Raw genomic sequence first — 18,089 nt, 5'->3', positions numbered from 1 at the left:
ATAATAGTATATTAAATAACTTGAAAGGAATATGATAGGAAGAGTGGATGTGTTTGTAAAAAAGAAAAGCCCATAACATCACTGTTATGGGCTTCTCTGGAAGTGCTATAATCTTATTTCAGATTGTTGAAATTTCTTTTTACGAAGGCAGTAAGTTCTTCACCTTTTAATAAACCTTGAGATAGTTTTGCAAGGTCCATTGCTTGTTTGATACTTTCTGTTCTAGTTGCTTCATCAGCATTACCGATGATGTTAGATGCTAGAGGAGAGTTTGTGTTCACCACTAGGTTATACATCTCAGGGAAGTTACCCATACCGAACATACCTCCACCACCTGACTGACTCATCTCTTTCATACGACGCATAAACTCAGGCTGTGTAATGATGAATGGCTCTGCTGTGCTGTCCATAGCTTCTAGCTTCACAGTATATTTATCCTTAGGTACGATATTCTCTACGATCTCTTGTAATGATTTTTGTTCATCTTCAGATAATCTAGAGATTTCAGAATCCTCTTTCTTAATCAAGTTATTGATATGGTCAGAGTCTACACGTACGAAAGTAGTTTTCTCATTATCACTTTCTAACTTTTGGATCAAGTGAGATACGATAGGAGAGTCTAATAATAATACTTGGTATCCTTTCTCTTGTGCAGCTGCGATATAGCTGTGTTGAGCATCTTTATTAGAAGCATATAAGATTACTAGATTACCGTCTTTGTCAGTTTGGTTATCTTTAGTAGCTTCTTTTAATTCTTCTAATGTATAGAATTTATTATCTACAGTAGGGTAAAGCATGAATGCTCCAGCTTTTTCGTAGAACTTCTCTTCAGATAACATACCGTATTCTAGTACGATTTTGATATCATTCCATTTGCTTTCGAAGTCTTCTCTATTTTCGTTAAATAATGATTTTAACTTATCCGCTACTTTACGAGTGATATAGTTAGAGATTTTCTTCACATTACCATCTGCTTGAAGGTAAGAACGAGATACGTTCAATGGGATGTCTGGAGAGTCAATAACTCCTTTTAACATTGTCAAAAAGTCAGGAACGATACCTTCTACATTATCCGTTACGAATACTTGGTTTTGGTATAATTGGATTTTGTCTTTTTGCATTTGAAGATCAGCACTTAACTTAGGGAAGTATAAGATACCTGTAAGGTTAAATGGATAATCTACATTTAAGTGGATATTGAATAAAGGATCTTCGAATTGAGTAGGGTATAACTCTTTATAGAAGTTCTTATAATCTTCATCACTTAAGTCAGCAGGTTGTTTTGTCCATGCTGGGTTAGGGTTATTGATAATAGTATCTACTTCTACTTTATCATCTCCTTCACCTTCTTCATGCGTACCGAACTTAATAGGCACAGGCATGAATTTATTGTATTTTACTAATAACTCACGGATTTTATAGTCTTCTAAGAAGTCTAGTGAATCCTCCGCAATGTGTAATACAATCTCAGTACCTCTAGTCGTTTTGTCGCATGCTTCTAAAGTGTACTCTGGGCTACCATCACAAGTCCAATGTGCAGCAGGCTCATCTTTAAATGATTTAGTGAAGATTTCTACTTTATCCGCTACCATAAAAGCAGAGTAGAACCCTAGACCAAAGTGTCCGATGATACCTGTGTCTTTAGCCGAATCTTTATATTTCTCTAAGAATTCTTCAGCTCCAGAGAAAGCAACTTGATTAATGTATTTTTCTACTTCTTCTTTAGTCATCCCTAGACCTTGGTCTATGATGTGAAGTTTTTTATTGTCTTTGTCTATTTTAACTTCAATGATAGGGTCTCCATATTCTACATTAGCCTCCCCTATACTCGTTAAATGTTTTAGTTTTAATGTAGCATCAGTAGCATTAGATACTAACTCTCTTAAAAAAATTTCGTGATCACTGTAAAGGAACTTTTTAATAAGTGGGAAGATGTTCTCCACTGTAACGTTAATTTTTCCAGATGTCATAGTTGTATGTTTAATGTTATTTGAATTTTTAATATTTTTACAGTGTTGTAAGGACAAAAAAGATACCAAAGCAAAAAGAGTGTCACTTTGTCAGAAAACTCAAGGTTATCTTATTTCTTCGTAACTTTGAGAAGAGTATCGCGTAAAAGAAAACGTAACAATAATAAAAAATCTATGAAAAAATTAGTGTTATTTGGTGCACTGGCTCTTGCAGTAGCATCGTGTAAGCCTACTATGGACACAAAGTCTCAGGTAGGGATAAAAGGGAATTGGACTTTAACGGATATCAAGCACATCGGTGGTGAGTTCGTAAAAGTGAGTTCATTTAATATTGCTGATTCACAATGTTTTATTGGGAGCCAATGGAAATTCGTTTCTAACAATAATACAGGTGTAGTAGAATTGACAAAAGGAGGAGACTGTCCTAGTTTTGCAAGTGATTTTAAATGGACTGTTACTCCGAATGGTAACTTCGAATTTAAATTCGTCGATGAGGGTGTCAAAGCTAAAAATGTAACAACAGGGTATTCTCTACGTGTGAAGAATCAAACAGCTAATACATTTGAGTTAGTTGATAAATTCTATGCAGGTGGACAATCGTATGATGTGACATACCGCTTTACTAAGAATTAATTTACCTTTTAAAACAAAACAATAAAACAAGATGAAAAAAACAGCCACATTTATATTAGCAGGAACATTATTAATCTCTTCAGTATCTTTAACAGGATGTGAAGCTGCTAAAAACTCTAATAAGACACAACGTGGTGCTGCTATCGGTGCTGCAGGTGGAGCTATTATCGGGGGTATCTTAGGAAACAATATCGGTAAAGGAGGTAACGGTGCTCTAGGTGCTGTACTAGGAGGTGTAATCGGTGGTGCTGCTGGAGGAGTGATCGGAAACAAGATGGATAAGCAAGCACGTCAGATCGAAAACACGGTACCTGGTGCTCAAGTAGAACGTGTAGGAGAGGGAATCAAGCTAGTGTTAGGAGAGAATTCTGTAAACTTTGATTTAAATTCTTCAACATTGACACAAAGAGCGAAAGATAATTTAGACAAGTTAACTACAGTATTTAAAGACCCTGAGAACCAAGATACGGATATCGAGATCTACGGATATACGGATAATACAGGTAGAGAAGAGTATAACTTAAGCTTATCTAAAAAACGTGCAGCATCTGTAAGACAGTATTTAGCGTCTAAAGGAGTAGCTGCTAATCGTATGAAAACAGATGGTTTCGGTGTAGCTGATCCTATCGCTTCTAACGATACGAAAGAAGGACAAGCTAAGAATAGACGTGTAGAGTTTGCGATTAAAGCAAATGATAAAATGATAAGAGATGCTTATAATGAATCTGGTTCTTACTAATCAGATGAATATGATACAAAAAAGGTTCCTTTTTGAGGAACCTTTTTTATTGGTAATAATTGAAACAAAATTAATATTACTAGCAGTCAGAGCATTTAAGGGTAGAGTCCTCTTGCATCTCGTACCAATGCGCTCCAGCTGTAAGTGTCTCGTTTGATTTTATCAATGCTTTTACTGGTTCACTGATGTATACTTTTTTTCCTTTTGGGATGTAAATAGTGTATACTATTTTGGCATTTTCAGTATCTGCATTTGTTTTGTTTTCTGGAAATAGATTGTTAGAAATGATTAATTGATTCCCTTCTTGATTTAAGTTGGTTAAGTTCAAATCTATCTTTATTATCTTGTTTTTCTTTTTATTGATAGTAAAGTCTTTAACTTCTGAAGTACCGTATATCTCGTTTTGAAATGTAGGTAAGATTTCTATTTCGATAGGCAAAAGTGAGTTGATTTCTTTTACTTCAAACCCTTCCGTTTTTGACTTATCTGATTTGAAATAATCCTCTGTTACTAATGTGATTTTGATTTCATCAGTAGTGTCATCAAAGCTGAATTCTGAGGTAGCCTTAGCAGACTCTGTATATTCAGTTCTATAGACGTGTCGAGATTCATAGTTTTTAGCATTTAAGAATGGTATAGAGAATAAACCTAAAGAAATAAACCACAGTAGTAATAACCCAATTATGATTAGGGCTACATACTTAATGTTAGTATAGATCATGCGTAACCCTATAATTAACAATCCGATGAAAGGAAGGGTAACTAAAGAAGTTAGTAATAAGGTACTCACCCAAAATGGATAAACTCCTGCAGAAAGTAAAGGAAATTCAGAACCTATTTCTTCTAAGATAATTTCTTTATTAATCAAAGCTGCAGAAATACCAATTATGCTTGAAAATATGGACAATACACTGATGACGATAAAGAAGATACCGATGATATTTAGGATTATTTTACCACTGCGTTCACCAGCTCTTTTCGTTTGATTTTTGATATGTTCGTAGTCTACATCATTGATTTTGCTCGTTACATAATTAACATTCTCCATTACCTTTTTCTCAATAGTAGAGATGTTTATAGGCTCTCTTTTCATTTCTAAGATCTGAGAAGTAGTCTTAGCTTCTGGTACGATAATCCATAAGATAAGGTATAATAAAACTCCTGTTCCGTAGAATAATACTAATATCATAAAGATAATTCTCATCCATACCGTATCTATCTTAAAGTAGTGACCTAGACCAGCTAATACTCCACCTACCATAGCATTCTCACCATCTCGGTATAGTTTTTTGGTGCCTGTGTAGACATATTTAGTCTCTGTTTTTGCAGTTGGCTCTTCATCTATTATATAGTCTTCTGGACTTCCCATAATAGAGATTACTCTGTCTACATCAGCTATTGTGATTACTTGATTAGAGTCTGTAATATTCTCAGAGAATAGTTCTGCTATTCTGATTTCAATATCATGAATGATTTCGTCCTGTTCTTCTTTAGGAAACGAACGTTTGATTGCCTTTAGATATTGATCTAGTTTTAGATAAGCATTTTCATCTATGTGAAAAACTGATCCTGCTATATTGATTGTAAGTGTTTTATTCATCGTTCATTTTTTTAGTAGTTATTTCTTTTACTGCGTTAGCTAACTCATACCATGTTTTAGCTAATTCGTCTAAAAATAATTCTCCTTTTTCGGTTAGCTTGTAGTATTTGCGTGGAGGTCCAGAGCTGGACTCTTCCCATCTATAAGCTAGGTAATCATCATTTTTTAATCTAGTTAGTAAAGGATATACTGTACCTTCTACCACTACCAACTTGACGCTTTTTAATTCGTCTAGTATTTCTGAGGTATAACAATCTCTCTCTTTAAGAATAGAAAGAATGCAAAACTCTAAAATACCTTTTCGCATTTGAGCTTTTGTGTTTTCTATATTCATGGTAATAGTGTTTCTTATTTTCTATAGCAAAGATATATCTAAAGGAAGGTACTTTGTATTACATAGTACTGTTTTTTAACACAGAATTAACTTTTGTTAAATTTATGTTAGGGATAAACATTTTTTGTATATTTAGTAAAAATCTAAGTTTTATGAAGTTTAACGTATCGAATATTAATAAGTTTTTGTTTTTTAAATTGCCATCTGCTTATTGGACAGGTGTGCGTATGAAAGAAATATCTGATGTAAGGGCAGTTACGACTGTTAAGCATGGTTGGAAAAATCAGAATCCATTTAATTCTATGTACTTTGCTGTACAAGCTATGGCAGCAGAATTATCTACAGGAGCATTAGTTATGCGTAAGATTGCAGAGAGTGGAGAGAAAATATCTATGCTAGTAGCCAATAATAATAGTAGTTTTACCAAGAAGGCAACAGGGCGCATCTTTTTTGAATGTGTAGATGGAGCCTTATTAGATGAAGCAATAAAGAAAACAATAGATACTGGTGAGGGAGTGACTGTATGGATGAAGAGCATTGGAAGAAATGCGGATGGTGATCAGGTGTCTGTTATGAACTTTGAATGGACATTAAAAATAAGAAGTAAAAAATAATGAAGGTACTGATAACAGGTGCTACTGGTTTTATCGGGAGTAGAGTAACTCAATCTCTAATCAATCAAGGTCATGAAGTACATTACCTTACACGCTCTTTAGGGAAGAATGAGGTAAAGGGTGCAAAAGGATTTGTTTGGGATCCTTATAAGGGAGAAATCAATATCGCTTGTTTAGAAGGAGTAGAAGCTATTATTCATCTTGCGGGGTCTAGTATAGCCGATTCTTGGTCTAAGGCTGGTAAGAAGTTAATATTGGATAGTCGTATTATACCAACTGCTTTTCTGTATCAAGTACTTAAAGAAAATACGCACCAGATAAAACATATTATTGGGGCATCTGCTATCGGTATTTATAGCAATATAGCTGAGGTTCAAGATGAAGAACATTATCAAAAAGCTACTAACTTCTTAGGAAATGTAGTAGAACAATGGGAAAGAGGTAATTTAGCTTTTAGAGAATTGGGACTTAAGGTGAGCCTTGTACGTATAGGTTTAGTATTAGATTTGCACGAATGTGCATTAGCTACGATGATAAAACCTGTTAGATTATGGTTAGGAGCACCTATTGGTACAGGTAAGCAGTATTATTCTTGGATTCACATTGATGATTTAGTAAACTTGTTTGTCTATGTCTTAGAACGTGGGTTAGAGGGAATTTATAATGGTGTAGCTCCAGAACCTTTGACGAATAGAGCGTTTACAAATAGCTTAGGCGAAGCAATGGGGAAGCCTATTTGGCTACCTGCTATACCAGAAAGTGTTATTCGAGTAGCTCTAGGAGAAAAAGCAATCTTAGTAACGGAAGGACAAAAAGTAAGTAGTGAAAAGATTATTAGTTCAGGATTTGATTTTAAATTTAAGACGTTAAAAACGGCTTTAAAGGACTTTTTTAAAGGATAAAGAAGAGGTACAATAGATAACGATAGAAGGAAACTTTAGGATGCTAGAGTTTCCTTTTTTTATGGAGTGTGATATAAATCGCTATTTTGAGTGAATAAGTGAGGTAATTAGCACGAATATAGCTTAATAATGAAAATGTCATAATGACAGATTGACTAAGTTGGCAAAGGATTTGCTATGAAGTTAGCAGTTAATAAGAATAATAAATACACAATCATGAGTACTGAAAATAAAGATATAAATAAGGAACAAGAAGAAATTCAACAAGAAGTAGTACAAGATACTGCTGAAACGCAAGAGAACGTAGAGCAAGAAGTGAAGAGTGCAGAAGAATTACTTGCTGAACAATTAGCAAGTGAAAAAGATAAAAACTTACGTTTGTTTGCTGAATTTGAGAACTTTAGAAAGCGTACTGCTAAAGAGCGTTTAGAGCTTTTAAGTACTGCTAGTGAAGGTGTGATGTTATCTTTATTGCCTGTGTTAGATGATTTTAACCGAGCTATTATAGAATTAGAAAAACATGGAGAGAGTGATCATCTTACAGGGATTAAGTTAATTGCTACTAAGTTTACAGATACATTATATAGCAAAGGGTTAGTAGAGGTAGAGATAAAGGCAGGAGATGACTTTAATGCCGATTTGTCAGAAGCTGTGACACAAATTCCTGCAGGAGATGAGATGAAAGGTAAAGTGGTAGACGTTATAGAAAGAGGATATAAACTAGGAGAGAAGGTTATTCGTTTCCCTAAAGTAGTTATAGGACAGTAATCTTTCTAAAATAGGAAGTAAAAGACAGTAAAGATGAAAAAAGATTATTACGAAATATTAGGTATTGATAAAGGTGCAGATGCTGCAGCTATAAAGAAAGCATACCGTAAGAAAGCAATTGAGTTTCACCCTGATAAGAATCCTGGAGATAAAGAAGCAGAAGAGAAGTTCAAAGAAGCAGCTGAGGCTTATGAAGTATTAAGTGATGCAGATAAGAAAGCAAGATATGATCAATATGGACATGCTGCATTCGAAGGCGGAGGTGGCTTCGGCGGAGGTGGTCACATGAATATGGATGATATATTCAGTCAGTTTGGAGACATCTTTGGTAGTGCATTCGGAGGCGGAGGCTTTGGTGGCTTCGGCGGAGGTGGCGGAGGTCAGCGCAGAGTGAAAGGAACTAGCTTACGTATAAAAGTGAAGTTGACTTTAGAAGATATCGCTAATGGAGTAGAGAAAAAAATAAAAGTAAAACGCAAAGTTCAAGCAGACGGGGTTACTTATAAAACGTGTCCTACCTGTAATGGTACAGGACAGGTAATGCGAGTAGCTAATACTGTGTTTGGACGTATGCAAACAGCTTCTCCTTGTAATAGCTGTCAAGGAAGTGGTCAAGTAATGGATCACAAACCTGCTGGAGCGGATAATGACGGTATGATCGTAAGCGATGAGACTGTATCAATCAAAATACCTGCAGGTGTAGCAGATGGTATGCAACTGAAGGTATCTGGAAAAGGAAATGAAGCTCCAGGAAAGAATAGTATACCAGGAGACTTATTAGTAGTAATAGAAGAATTAGAACACGATACATTACAACGTGAAGGAGATAATCTTCATTATGATTTATACATAAGTTTTGCAGAAGCAGCTCTTGGAGGAAGTAAAGAAATTGATTCGGTAACAGGACGTGTACGTATCAAATTAGAAGAAGGAATTCAGTCTGGTAAGATTTTACGCCTAAAAGGTAAGGGGTTACCAAGCTTAAATAGTTACGGAAATGGTGATTTGTTAGTACATATTAACGTATGGACACCTAAAAAGTTGAACAAAGAGCAAAAAGAATTCTTTGAACAAATGCTTGAGGATCAAAACTTTAAGCCAAGTCCGACTAAAAATGACAAATCTTTTTTTGAAAAAGTGAAAGAAATGTTTTCTTGATTGAAAATAAGTTATACATTTGTAGGACACTTATTAAACAGTGGATTTTCTTTTTCATAGCAATTTTTCCCAACCTTATTTATCCAAATAAGGTTGGGTTTTTTTATGCCCTACCGAAAATAACTGTCCTCATTCTCCCGTTTTCAAATATTTACTTATTTTTACAGAAATTAATTGAATTCACCGATGCAATCTATATTAGAAGTAAAGGATGTGGTAAAGACATATTCTGATAAAACAGCATTAAATAAAGTATCTCTCACTGTACCTAAGGGTACAATCTATGGTCTTTTAGGACCTAATGGTGCAGGTAAAACTTCTTTAATCCGTATAATAAATCAAATCACTTATCCCGACTCAGGACAAATCTTACTAGATGGAGAACCTCTAAGTCCAAGACATATTCAAGATATAGGCTATATGCCTGAAGAAAGAGGTCTGTATAAAACGATGAAAGTAGGAGAGCAGGCTATGTACTTGGCTCAACTAAAAGGATTGTCTAAAGCTGAAGCTAAACGTCAATTAGATTATTGGTTTGATAAACTTGATATCAAGGGATGGTGGAATAAAAAGATTCAAGAGCTGTCAAAAGGGATGGCTCAGAAGATACAATTTGTAGTAACTGTGTTACACGAGCCTAAACTTTTAATTTTAGATGAGCCATTTTCGGGATTTGACCCAGTTAATGCAAATATCATAAAAGATGAAATCCTAGAGTTAAAAGAAAAAGGTACTACTATCATATTCTCTACTCACCGTATGGAAAGTGTGGAAGAGATGTGTGACTATATTGCATTGATTAATAAATCCAATAAACTAATAGAAGGTAAGTTAGTAGATGTGAAAAGAGAACACAGAACTAACTTATATCAAGTAGGGGTATTAAGTGATAATATCGAGCGTTTGTTTTTAGAATTGAGTGATAAGTTTAAGTTTGAGAGTACTCGTTTTAAATCACTGAATAACGAAGTACAGTTAGAAGTGGACTTAGGTACAAAAATGCCTAATGAGTTATTAAATATATTGTCAGTGAATGGACAGGTAACTCACTTCGTAGAAAAATTACCAACTGTAAACGATATTTTTATTCAATCTGTAAGTAAGTAATATGAATATACTACCATTAATAATAAAAAGAGAGTTCATTGCTAAAGTGCGCAATAAGTCCTTTATCGTAATGACTTTCGTTAGTCCTATATTTTTTGTTTTACTAACTGTGTTTATTGCTTATCTGAGCAGTATGAAAGGAGAGGTAAAGAAAGTAGCTATTCACGATGAGAGTGGATTATTTGTAACTCAGTTTGAAAGTAATGAAGCTTTTGAATATCAAGATTTATCAGCAGTTGATTTAGATATTCTTAAAGAGGGAGTGAAAGAGGAAAAATACGAAGGGATAGTGTATGTTCCAAAGTCTGATAATATTGGAGATTATCAAGAGAGTGTAACTTATATTTCTAATGAAAGTCCTAGCTTAAGTTTTGTTAGCAAAGTAGAGTTATTGTTAGGAGATAAGATAACACATGTTAATTTAGAACAAAGTGGAATCGATATTTCTGTGATAGATAAAGCTAAAGCTGATGTAAACTTAAAGCTAGTGAAAGCAGATGGAGAAGCTACTGTAAAAGGTCTTAATGAAATTAAGATTATTATCGGTGGATTATTTGGATACTTTATCATGATGTTTATTATTATCTATGGAAATATGGTGATGCGCTCTGTGATAGAAGAAAAGACAAATCGTATTATAGAAATTATCATCTCATCTGTAAAACCTTTTCAGTTGATGATGGGAAAAATAGTAGGAACATCTATGGCTGGGTTGCTACAATTCCTTATCTGGGGAGTAGTAGGAGCCATTTTATTAGGTGTAGCAAGTAGTATATTAGGCATCAATGCTATGCCTGGAGCAGGAAGTGCTGAAGCTATGCAAGCTGCTAATGGGATGATTTCGAATGAAATAATGTTCGATGTACAGAACTATGTGAGTGAGATATTAAGTTTGCCTTTGATTTCTCTGTTTATCTATTTCATCATTTTCTTTATCGGAGGTTATTTTTTATATAGTTCATTATATGCAGCTATAGGAGCTGCTGTAGATAACGAAACAGATACGCAACAGTTTTTATTACCTATTTTATTGCCTTTAATGTTAGGTGTGTATATTGGTTTCTTTACTGTAATGAAGGACCCTCATGGGACAGTAGCTACTGTGTTTTCTATGATTCCATTTACATCGCCTATTGTTATGTTGATGAGAATACCTTTCGGTGTACCTTTATGGGAAGTTATAGTGTCAATTATTATTCTATTTCTTACCTTTATACTAGTAGTATGGATAGCGGCTAAGATATATCGTATTGGAGTGTTAATGTACGGAAAGAGACCTTCATGGAAAGAGCTTTATAAGTGGCTTAAATACTAGTGTTATAAATTGCTTTTGAATTATAATATATGGGAAAGACATCTAAAATATTAATAGTAGAAGATGAAGCTGCTATTCGTAGAGTGTTAGTAAAGATTTTAGAAGAAGAATCTTCGGATTATGTAGTGGATGCTGCAGAAAATGGAGAAGAGGCATTGCAAAAGATAACAGGTGAAGATTATGATTTAGTAATCTCGGATATCAAGATGCCTAAAATGGACGGTGAAGAACTGTTAGTGGCAGCTAAAAAGATAAAGCCAGATACAGTATTCGTAATGATATCTGGGCATGGAGATTTAGAGACCGCTGTAAACACAATGCGTCTAGGTGCTTTTGACTATATCTCAAAACCACCTGATCTAAATAGGTTATTAACTACAGTTAGAAATGCTTTAGATACTAGTAAGCTAGTAGTAGAGAATACAATCTTAAAGAAAAAGGTAGGGAAGAAATACGAGATGATAGGAAATAGTGAACCTATCAGTCAAATAAAAGATATTATCGAAAAAGTAGCTCCTACAGAAGCAAGAGTATTGATAACCGGACCTAATGGTACTGGAAAAGAATTAGTGGCTCATCAGATACATTTGCAAAGCAACCGCGCTCAAAATATGTTGGTAGAGGTGAATTGTGCAGCTATACCTTCAGAATTGATAGAGAGTGAATTGTTCGGTCATGTAAAAGGAGCTTTTACTTCTGCTGTAAAAGATAGACCAGGTAAGTTTGAACAAGCTAATCACGGAACTATATTTCTAGATGAAATAGGGGATATGAGTCTGTCTGCTCAAGCAAAGGTACTTCGAGCATTACAAGAGAATGTGATCACACGTGTGGGGGCTGAAAAAGATTTGAAAGTAGATGTACGTGTTATTGCGGCTACGAATAAAGATCTTAGAAAAGAAATAGCTGAAGGTCGCTTCAGAGAAGATTTATACCATCGCTTAGCAGTTATTTTAATTAAAGTGCCTGCATTAAACGACCGTAGAGATGATATTCCTTTACTGACAGAGCATTTTGTCAGTCAAATAGCAAAAGAGCAAGGAACAGCTCCAAAAGCATTTAGTAGTGAAGCTATCGAGTTATTACAACAATATGATTGGACTGGTAATATCCGTGAGTTAAGAAACGTAATAGAAAGATTAATAATATTAGGAGGCAAGGAAGTTTCGAAGCAAGATGTCGAGATGTTTGCAAATAAATAGAATATGAAATTAAAAAAGATAAATAGTACTTTACAAGAGAACTTAAGTAAGAATGGTCTTTTAGAACCAACAACTCTTCAAAAGAAAACTTTTGGAACAATTAAAAGTGGAAGAGATGTAGTTATTTTTGGACCTAAAGAGCAGGGGAAAACAACAGCTATGATCATCGCAGCTCTACAGCGTACTGAAAGACCTGTAGAAGGCGAAATCGCTACAAGAGTATTGATTGTTGTTAAAGATAAGTTTGAGGTAGAGAGATTAATGGAAGTCTTCGAAGCGTATAGTAGATATACAGACCTTAGAATCTATGGAGTACATGATTATACAGATTTAGATGAAGATAAGAATCTACTTTCATTAGGAAATGATATCTTGATAGGTACTGCTAATCGATTGAATGAGATGTTTGCAAGCGCTGGGTTTGACGTAAATCAGTTGAAGATGTATATTATAGATGATATAGATATTCAGCTTAGAAATCGCTTAGAACCGCGTTTACACCGTTTATCAGAAAGTATTGGGAAAACACAACGCCTTTATTTAGCTACTGAGTTTGTTGAACAATTAGATATGTTCGCTGATAAGTCTCTTAGTGAAGATGCGGAGTGGTTTGACTTTTACGATGATGACGAGGAAGAAGAGGATAATGAATAATAATACAAAAGGCAATCAGAAATGATTGCCTTTTTTTTAGATTTAATCTTGTTCCCTCTGTTGTTCAATTTTAGCTAATATATCTAATGCTTGCTTTTTAATAGCTGGAGGTAATTGCTTAAAATTAGTATCTTCTTCTGTGTAGTATTTATCGCTTTCTTGCTCTGGAAAGTAAGCTGTGATTTTAGATTTATATAAATCATATGATTTAGGTTTAGAATTATAGACAATCACCTTTAAAGGTTTAGCGTCTAAGCCATCAGAATCCATTATGTAGGTCAGATAAAACTCAGGTTTACCATCTTTATCTGCATCCTTTACGAAGCAGTAATCATATAGAAAATCAGGTTGTGCTAATCCTTCGGCATAATCTTTAAAGGTGATTTTTTCGACTATCCCTCCATGGTCTTCTATATAGATGCCAGATAATATATCTGTAGGTTTGCCTGAAAAATAGCTAGGCTTAATGGCTTTTCGTTGGTTAAAATACCATATATAGCTACCCGTTTTGTCTCCCATGTAATGAATTATCATTTTAGGTGTTCCTTCAAGCGGATTGCCTAACTCCTCAATTATATCTTTAAATTTTTGGTCTTTAGGTTTTAATCTTTGGTTTATTTGAGCAATCGAATGTAAGTTAATACAAAGAAATGCCAATATTAATAGAGTTTTGTTCATATTGTAATATGGATTCTGTTGAATTATGGTTAATATACAGTTTTAAGCATTGATTGATAAAAAGACAATAGCTAATATCACTAGAGATATAATAAGTGCGATAATCATTGTTTTTTTGTACCCTTTTTTATCAAATTCAAAGGTGTTAGGATTGATAAAAAAATCATTATATACACTATCAGCTATTTTTAAGTCTGGTCTGTATAATGTAACTCCTTGTAAGAAGTGCTGTCTAAGTTCTCTAGAATTAGTAGAAAGGTATGTGTAAAAAATATCGGTGTTCTGAAAAGATATAGTACGTTCCTGCTGATTGTAAAATACTTTTAACAAAGTTTTACTGCTTATATTAACTCCTATTGTTTTTGTGAAAATATCTTTAGTATAAAGTTGTTTAGACTTGTTGAGGTCTTTATATGATAAGTGTTCTATTTCTCCATTGAGTTTGTGATATTGTATTCCTAGTTTATTGACTACAATTTTATGTATGGCATTAGTACTTTTCTTTTTGTAGTCTTTACTGAACTTATATATTCCATAAGTGAGTATTAAAGCATATATGCCTATAAGTATGTAAATCTCCGTACTGCCTGTATAGTCGTTTATTAAAGCCAAAGGGATGAGATATAATAACACTAATAAAAATGTCGTAAAAAGTAGAAATACAACGCGAACCAATAAAGTTAATTTAGGATTCGTAAGAGTAGTTAATTCAGGGAAAGTATCTGAAGTATATTTCATCTTTATCTTTTATTAAAGTGTAAAAATATAAAATTATTGAGAAGCTGATTTAGATAAGAGGAAGTAAAAAAATAGGCATAAAAAAAGGAGACTTATTTAAGTCTCCTTGGTAGTAGCGGGAACAGGACTCGAACCTGTGACCTTCGGGTTATGAGCCCGACGAGCTGCCTACTGCTCTATCCCGCGATATTGTGGTGCAAATATACTACTAAATAGTAACCATGCAAGGGATAGAAGCTTTTATTTTTAAAAATATTTTAGTTTATGGGTTAATGCGTTGTTTTTAAGGTTGTTATTTTGATAAGGTTTTTGTGTGTATATCGACATTATGAGGTTTAGAGTCTATTATTGCGTAGTGTTGGACTTCCTCTAGCCAGTTTTGACGATCTTCTAATGATGAATTATTCATTAACCCGATGAAAGTTGTATCTGTTACTTCCACACCACAGTATTCTAAAATACCTGTTTTGAGTTGAAGTAGACCACTATCATTAAAAACTGTTGTGTAGATTTCTTGACTAAGGTCACCACCTGTTGTTATTATTCTAGCTGTTCTGCCTTTTAAAAGGCCTATTGTTTCTGTAGTAGAGATATGGTTAAACGTGATGCCAGGCAAGAAGGCTCTATCAAAAAAGCCTTTCATCAGAGCAGGTAGCCCCACCCACCATAGAGGATGTATCCATACCATATGGTTACTCCATTTAATATCATCTAAGGCTTTTATTAAATCAGGCTCTAGTTCTGTACGTTTTCTATATCCATATTCAAGATTAGGGTTGAAATCTAATGAATGTAGTGCTAAATATTTTACTTCTGTGTGAGGAGTTTCTTTAAGTGCTTCTATATAAGCTGTAGCAAGTGCTTGATTATAACTTTCTGGATCAGGATGCCCATTGATTACTAATATTTTTTTTGTCATATTGTATTAATGATTTTTTGAGATGACAAACTTAGTTCGTGACTTTCTATAGAAGTAGGTATATTTCTATGATAGTTCGGTAGTATTTATAATACAGGAGAGAATATAAATAAAAAAAGGACATCTTATTTAAGATGTCCTTTTACCTTGTAGCGAAGACGGGAGTTGAACCCGTGACCTCAGGGTTATGAATCCTGCGCTCTAACCGACTGAGCTACCTCGCCATTGTTGGGCTGCGTTACTTCTGTAATGCGGGTGCAAATATAGAACAAAAACTTTATAATGCAAATAGAGGATGAGAAAAAAAATATTTTTTTATTTACAAAATATGATTATATTCGAAAAAATTATAAAATTTGATAAAAGGCTATGAAAGAAAAATACGAACTAGAATTCTCAATTAATTCATCTCCGCAATTATTGTATCAGTATATTTCGGATCCCTCAGGGCTAAGCGAGTGGTTCGCTGATAATGTAAATTCACGTGGAGAGATCTATTCTTTTATTTGGGGAGATTCAGAAGAGAAAGCTCGTGTTGTTACTCGTAAAGCTGATGAGAGAGTTCGATATAGATGGCTAGATGAAAACGATAAAGAAACTGACTATTTCTTTGAGTTAAAAATCAATAAAGATGAATTGACAAAAGATGTAACTATTATCGTTACAGATTTCGCTGAGCCAGATGAAATCAATGAATCAAAACAATTATGGGAAAATCAAATCATGGACTTAAAACAAGTATTAGGTTCTGCATAATTCCATAAAATATAACTTATATTTGCCGTTAATAGTAATCAGAAGAAAAGAAATATATGATTAATGTTAACGGCAAAATTGTTTCTAATAGTGATGTATCTGTAGAGCATAATAGAGGCTTTTTATATGGAGATGCTGTTTTTGAAACAGTTAGAGTTTTAGATAAAAAGGTTTTATTCTTAGAAGACCACTACTTTAGATTAATGTCTTCTATGCGCATTCTGCGTATGGAGATACCTATGGAGTTTACAATGGAGTATTTTCAGGAAGAAATACTTAAAGCAATCAATAGTCTTGAATCAGTTGTAAATGCATTTAGAGTGCGTTTTACAGTATATAGAGATGCTGAAGGTAAGTATTTACCAACTAGTCGAAAAATAGGTTATATCGTTTCGGCTGAGGTTTTAAATAATGGAGTTTATAGTTTAAATACTATGAACTACGAGATAGAACTATATAAAGATTTTTATATAACTTCTCATTTGTTGTCAACTTTAAAAACAAATAATAGGTTAATCAATGTAACAGGAAGTATTTTTGCTGAAGAGAATGATTATCAGAACTGTTTATTGTTGAATGATACTAAAAACATTGTAGAGGCTTTAAATGGTAATATTTTTATCGTTAAAGATAATGTGGTAAAAACCCCTCCATTATCTGATGGATGTGTGAAAGGGATTATGCGAAAACAAGTAATCGAGTTACTACAAAAACATCCTGAATATAAATTTGAAGAAGCAGTCATTTCACCATTTGAATTACAGAAGGCCGATGAATTATTTATTACGAATGTCATTATGGGAATTCAACCTGTGACTAAGTACCGTAAGAAAGAATATGGCAACGTTTTAGCTGCTGATTTGGTAAATAAATTAAATGCTAAAATTAGATTGATGTAAGTATGTTATCTGTATTCCCTAATTAAAGTTAGGGTTTTCAGGTGCATTTAACCATAGAGAGTATTTGTTTCCCAATTTAGATAACGAACTTTTCCATAGTTCTGTCGGAGATTGGGAAAAAATATTCTTGGTATCTAATTTATTAGAAGCTATCCAAAAGTTGTCTTGAATCTCATTTTTTAATTGGTCGCAGTCCCAACCTGAATATCCTAGAAAAAAGCGAATATCATTCTTGTTAAGTATTCCTAGGGATAGAATGTTATTCAATTCTTCAAAATCTACTCCCCAATATAAATCATCTACAATATGAATACTATCAGGAATTAGCTCTGGTCTAGTATGGATATAGAATATTCTGTTTTTTTGAACAGGACCTCCGTCATAAATAGTAAATGAGGCTTCCGTATTCGGTAAAAGATCTGATAAGGTTAGATCTAATGGTTTATTCAGAATAAAGCCAACAGAGCCATCCTGACTGTGTTCTGTTAATAGAATGACTGATCTTGAGAAAATAAGATCTGCGTTAAGGGCACTAGGCAATGAGATTAACTGATCTCCTCTTTGTATGGAAAGTGAATGAATCATATATATAAACTATCAGATAGATTTCATCTTCTAATATAATAAAAAAACCCCACTAAAATAAGTGAGGCTTTATATTTTCGAAAAAGTGTTAATATTACTATTAATATTATTTTTTCTTCTTGTTTACAGCGTTTTCTAATTCAGAACCAGCTTTAAATTTTACTACATTTTTAGCAGCAATTTTGATTGTTTTCCCAGTTTGAGGGTTTCTTCCTTCTCTAGCAGCTCTTTCAGATACTGACCAAGATCCAAAACCAACTAAAGAAATTTTTCCACCTTTACCTAAAGTAGTTTCAACATTTGATAAGAATGATTCTAATGCTTTTTTAGCAGCCACTTTGCTGATCTCTGCATCTTTAGCAATTGCATCAATTAATTCAGTTTTGTTCATAATAATTTTTTTTAAAGGTTAACTTTATTAACGTCCTTATACAAATTTAGGGTAATTCTGTAATAAAGCAAGTCTTTTGCATAAAAAAAAATAAAAATTTGATAAATCAAAGTGATTTAAAAGCTAA

At 33.6% G+C, this 18,089-nt stretch carries 20 protein-coding genes and 2 tRNA genes; 12 read left to right on the top strand and 10 right to left on the bottom strand.

Annotated features, from left to right (window positions below):
• Nucleotides 1-113: 113 nt before the first annotated feature.
• Nucleotides 114-1,970, bottom strand: coding sequence for a molecular chaperone HtpG (gene htpG / locus RT228_RS01250; protein WP_006257065.1), 1,857 nt, complete (start codon nt 1,968-1,970; stop codon nt 114-116).
• 87 nt (nt 1,971-2,057) lie between these two features.
• Here htpG and RT228_RS01245 point away from each other — a divergent pair, with 87 nt between their 5' ends.
• Both RT228_RS01245 and RT228_RS01240 read left to right on the top strand, forming a co-directional pair.
• Nucleotides 2,058-2,603 carry a lipocalin family protein gene (locus RT228_RS01245; protein WP_006257064.1) on the top strand — a complete coding sequence of 182 codons (546 nt, stop codon included), beginning with the start codon at nt 2,058-2,060 and terminating at the stop codon, nt 2,601-2,603.
• Between the two features lie 31 nt (nt 2,604-2,634).
• Nucleotides 2,635-3,342 carry an OmpA family protein gene (locus RT228_RS01240; protein ID WP_006257063.1) on the top strand — a complete coding sequence of 236 codons (708 nt, stop codon included), beginning with the start codon at nt 2,635-2,637 and terminating at the stop codon, nt 3,340-3,342.
• 79 nt (nt 3,343-3,421) lie between these two features.
• On the opposite strand, the gene RT228_RS01235 is transcribed toward RT228_RS01240, so the two are convergent.
• The gene (locus tag RT228_RS01235) at nt 3,422-4,942 is read right to left on the bottom strand and encodes a PspC domain-containing protein (protein WP_006257062.1); all 1,521 of its coding nucleotides are present in this window, start codon (nt 4,940-4,942) and stop codon (nt 3,422-3,424) included.
• Nucleotides 4,935-5,276: a PadR family transcriptional regulator gene (locus RT228_RS01230; protein ID WP_006257061.1), complete on the bottom strand. Its 342-nt coding sequence runs from the start codon at nt 5,274-5,276 to the stop codon at nt 4,935-4,937. The genes RT228_RS01235 and RT228_RS01230 overlap by 8 nt, the downstream gene beginning before the upstream one ends.
• Nucleotides 5,277-5,428: 152 nt before the next feature.
• On the opposite strand from RT228_RS01230, the gene RT228_RS01225 reads away from it, so the two are divergent.
• The 8 genes from RT228_RS01225 to RT228_RS01190 all read left to right on the top strand — a co-directional run bounded on the left by RT228_RS01225 (nt 5,429) and on the right by RT228_RS01190 (nt 12,996).
• Nucleotides 5,429-5,890 (top strand): DUF4442 domain-containing protein, encoded by a 462-nt coding sequence (locus tag RT228_RS01225; RefSeq protein WP_006257060.1) that lies wholly within the window; start codon nt 5,429-5,431, stop codon nt 5,888-5,890.
• Nucleotides 5,890-6,792: a TIGR01777 family oxidoreductase gene (locus tag RT228_RS01220; protein WP_006257059.1), complete on the top strand. Its 903-nt coding sequence runs from the start codon at nt 5,890-5,892 to the stop codon at nt 6,790-6,792. The genes RT228_RS01225 and RT228_RS01220 overlap by 1 nt, the downstream gene beginning before the upstream one ends.
• Nucleotides 6,793-6,969: 177 nt before the next feature.
• Nucleotides 6,970-7,560, top strand: a complete 591-nt coding sequence (locus tag RT228_RS01215; protein ID WP_006257058.1) for a nucleotide exchange factor GrpE — start codon at nt 6,970-6,972, stop codon at nt 7,558-7,560.
• A 33-nt stretch (nt 7,561-7,593) separates the two neighbouring features.
• Nucleotides 7,594-8,718, top strand: a complete 1,125-nt coding sequence (gene dnaJ, locus RT228_RS01210) for a molecular chaperone DnaJ (RefSeq protein WP_006257057.1) — start codon at nt 7,594-7,596, stop codon at nt 8,716-8,718.
• 186 nt (nt 8,719-8,904) lie between these two features.
• The gene (locus RT228_RS01205) at nt 8,905-9,825 is read left to right on the top strand and encodes an ABC transporter ATP-binding protein (RefSeq protein ID WP_006257056.1); all 921 of its coding nucleotides are present in this window, start codon (nt 8,905-8,907) and stop codon (nt 9,823-9,825) included.
• A 1-nt stretch (nt 9,826) separates the two neighbouring features.
• On the top strand, nt 9,827-11,140 hold the full coding sequence (locus tag RT228_RS01200) for an ABC transporter permease (protein WP_006257055.1): 1,314 nt from the start codon (nt 9,827-9,829) through the stop codon (nt 11,138-11,140).
• Between the two features lie 29 nt (nt 11,141-11,169).
• Nucleotides 11,170-12,342, top strand: a complete 1,173-nt coding sequence (locus tag RT228_RS01195) for a sigma-54-dependent transcriptional regulator (protein WP_006257054.1) — start codon at nt 11,170-11,172, stop codon at nt 12,340-12,342.
• A 3-nt stretch (nt 12,343-12,345) separates the two neighbouring features.
• Complete coding sequence (locus RT228_RS01190; RefSeq protein ID WP_006257053.1) at nt 12,346-12,996, top strand: DEAD/DEAH box helicase; 651 nt, start codon at nt 12,346-12,348, stop codon at nt 12,994-12,996.
• 42 nt (nt 12,997-13,038) lie between these two features.
• Here the strand turns inward: RT228_RS01190 and RT228_RS01185 are convergent, their stop codons facing one another.
• The 5 genes from RT228_RS01185 to RT228_RS01165 all read right to left on the bottom strand — a co-directional run bounded on the left by RT228_RS01185 (nt 13,039) and on the right by RT228_RS01165 (nt 15,555).
• Nucleotides 13,039-13,674 (bottom strand): hypothetical protein, encoded by a 636-nt coding sequence (locus tag RT228_RS01185; protein WP_006257052.1) that lies wholly within the window; start codon nt 13,672-13,674, stop codon nt 13,039-13,041.
• Nucleotides 13,675-13,716: 42 nt separating this feature from the next.
• Entirely contained in the window at nt 13,717-14,412 is a 696-nt protein-coding gene (locus RT228_RS01180; protein ID WP_006257051.1) for a hypothetical protein, read from the bottom strand.
• A 113-nt stretch (nt 14,413-14,525) separates the two neighbouring features.
• A tRNA-Met gene (locus RT228_RS01175) sits at nt 14,526-14,598 on the bottom strand.
• 106 nt (nt 14,599-14,704) lie between these two features.
• Nucleotides 14,705-15,331 (bottom strand): NAD(P)H-dependent oxidoreductase, encoded by a 627-nt coding sequence (locus RT228_RS01170; RefSeq protein WP_006257050.1) that lies wholly within the window; start codon nt 15,329-15,331, stop codon nt 14,705-14,707.
• 150 nt (nt 15,332-15,481) lie between these two features.
• A tRNA-Met gene (locus tag RT228_RS01165) sits at nt 15,482-15,555 on the bottom strand.
• 145 nt (nt 15,556-15,700) lie between these two features.
• Between RT228_RS01165 and RT228_RS01160 the strand changes: the two genes are divergently transcribed.
• Both RT228_RS01160 and RT228_RS01155 read left to right on the top strand, forming a co-directional pair.
• Nucleotides 15,701-16,087: an START-like domain-containing protein gene (locus RT228_RS01160; RefSeq protein WP_006257049.1), complete on the top strand. Its 387-nt coding sequence runs from the start codon at nt 15,701-15,703 to the stop codon at nt 16,085-16,087.
• A gap of 56 nt (nt 16,088-16,143) precedes the next feature.
• Nucleotides 16,144-16,986 carry an aminotransferase class IV gene (locus RT228_RS01155; protein ID WP_006257048.1) on the top strand — a complete coding sequence of 281 codons (843 nt, stop codon included), beginning with the start codon at nt 16,144-16,146 and terminating at the stop codon, nt 16,984-16,986.
• Between the two features lie 18 nt (nt 16,987-17,004).
• Here the strand turns inward: RT228_RS01155 and RT228_RS01150 are convergent, their stop codons facing one another.
• Both RT228_RS01150 and RT228_RS01145 read right to left on the bottom strand, forming a co-directional pair.
• On the bottom strand, nt 17,005-17,571 hold the full coding sequence (locus RT228_RS01150) for a YqgE/AlgH family protein (RefSeq protein ID WP_006257047.1): 567 nt from the start codon (nt 17,569-17,571) through the stop codon (nt 17,005-17,007).
• Nucleotides 17,572-17,677: 106 nt separating this feature from the next.
• Nucleotides 17,678-17,962, bottom strand: a complete 285-nt coding sequence (locus tag RT228_RS01145) for an HU family DNA-binding protein (protein WP_006257046.1) — start codon at nt 17,960-17,962, stop codon at nt 17,678-17,680.
• Between the last annotated feature and the right edge of the window lie 127 nt (nt 17,963-18,089).

It is taken from the genome of Myroides sp., from assembly GCF_032073645.1.
In the GTDB taxonomy this organism is placed as follows: Bacteria; Bacteroidota; Bacteroidia; order Flavobacteriales; family Flavobacteriaceae; genus Flavobacterium; species Flavobacterium odoratimimum.
This window is presented reverse-complemented; position numbering and strand designations above follow the sequence as displayed.